A 1,964-nucleotide genomic window follows, 5' to 3' on the forward strand; every position below is an offset into this window, starting at 1 on the left:
GCAGGAGGACAGGGGTCTCTCCTGATGCCGAAGGAGGGACCAGTCCGGCGGGAGGAGAGGGGGGCTGTGCTCTGGGTGGCTGGCCAGCAACCGGCGGGAATGATGGGGGAATGGTTGTCTGGGTTGCATTTGGAGTTGCAAATGCGGTCTGACTCTCAAGGAAGAGGGCATAAATTGCAGCTTCGTAGATTTTTCCGCTTACTACACCGGTAAACTGGTTTGAGGTTGTCTTTACCAGCTCCCAGGTTGCGGTCTGGGGGACATACCGGTATATCTGCGGGTTGAGTGCCATCAAATCAGATATCCGCTCAAGCGGGATCTGGATTGAGAATATCCCTTCCGGGTTAAAGTAGGTTCGTTCAGGAGTAATCTCATAGGCATACCCTGAAAACATCAGGGACTGGTTTATACTGACGGGAGCCAGGTCTGCAAGAGATCGCGACGTAACATTGACCTCTTCAAGGAACTGCCCGGACGGCGAGAAGAGAAGCGTATTCTTATTGAATGAGATGGAAGCCATCCCGTCGTCAGATGTGAATTTTTCCTCCTTTTCCAGGCCGTATTGTATTGAGGGCGGGGTGGAATCAGAATCAGAAGGGTTCGTATCAGGATCGTCCTGTTCTGAAGTGTTTATTGGGTATTCAGTCTGAACCGGCACCGGTGTGAGGGCAGGACTTGCGACATTCCCGGTCTGTTCACCGGTAAAGAGATCCAGCTGCTGTGATGCACCTGGTTCAAACAGGACTGATTGTGATGCCGGCATGTTATTAATCGTAAACGTTATAATCAGATCTCCGGTCTGATATTCATCTTCAGAGACATTCACCTTCAGCCTGGGATCAAAAAGACCCGGACCTCCGTAAAAGCCTTCCACATCTGTGACAATTGTCCCTCTCGGAGAACCGGCAAGAAAGGCGGTAATTGTGGTACCAACCGGAGCCGGTACTCCGTCAATGAGAACATTTCCGTAATATTCAGCGGGAAGTGGAGGGACTGCCTGGACTGGCAGAACGCATGCGATGATAATGAACAGGATAAGCAGGAGAAGTCCCTTCTTGTTCGATCTCATATGTGTACACAGTTTGTATTCTGATCCCTTCAATGAATTCCATCCGGTGTGTCGTTCCTTCGCGTCGGCATCAGGAATACTTTTTTATATAATCTGATAAATCTCGTAGCAATGAAGATGTCCGAAGAGAGGATCACCGTCCTGGCTGTCGATGATGAAGAGGAAATTATTGGAATAATCAGCCATTATCTCTCTGAAGATGAGAAATTTACCGTTATTGGTGCCCGTTCTGCTGGCGAAGCCCTTGAGGTTATGACCCATCATGAGATCTCAGCTGTAGTGTCTGATTACCAGATGCCCGGAACAAACGGGATAGAATTCCTCTCATTGCTCCGGGAGCAGGGTAATACTGTTCCATTTATTTTGTTTACCGGGCGGGGGTGTGAGGAGGTTGTTATCCAGGCATTAAACCTTGGGGCTGATTTTTACATGGTGAAAGGAGAGGATCCAGCCCTTCAGTTCCAGATGTTGAAGATGCAAATCCTGTCACTTATTGAGAAGCGAAAGGCTGATTTGGCTCTTGTTGAGAGTCTCAGAGAGAACCGGCGAATGCTTTCCCAGCTCCGGGCTACCCTTGAAGCAACCGAGGAAGGGATCTTAGTCACCGACCGGGATGGGTATATCACGAACTTTAATGAGCGCTTTCTGCACCTCTGGGATATCTCATCAGATAATATCAGATCGATTCATATTGAGACGTTTTTAAAGCGCTTTTCCCATATCATATCCGACCCGGCACTCATAAGCGAGATCGCAAAAACACGGGATGAACCAAGGTCACAAAGACGGCATACGCTGCACTGTCCTGACGGTAGGGTTTTTGAGATCTTTATCCGGCCCCAGAAGTGTGATGAACGGATTATCGGGACGGTGTATAGTTTCAGGGACATTACGC

General features: G+C 49.0%; 1 protein-coding gene and 1 pseudogene. One reads left to right on the plus strand and one right to left on the minus strand.

Annotated features, from left to right (window positions below; all coding sequences use genetic code 11):
- A pseudogene (locus PLA23_RS12975) lies at positions 1-1,069 on the minus strand (hypothetical protein); the annotation flags it as partial.
- 117 nt (positions 1,070-1,186) lie between these two features.
- Here PLA23_RS12975 and PLA23_RS12980 point away from each other — a divergent pair.
- A partial coding sequence (locus tag PLA23_RS12980; RefSeq protein ID WP_324475464.1) for a response regulator occupies positions 1,187-1,964 on the plus strand: 778 nt, incomplete at its 3' end.

It is taken from the genome of Methanospirillum sp. (genome assembly GCF_035406105.1).
Lineage (GTDB): Archaea > Halobacteriota > Methanomicrobia > Methanomicrobiales > Methanospirillaceae > Methanospirillum.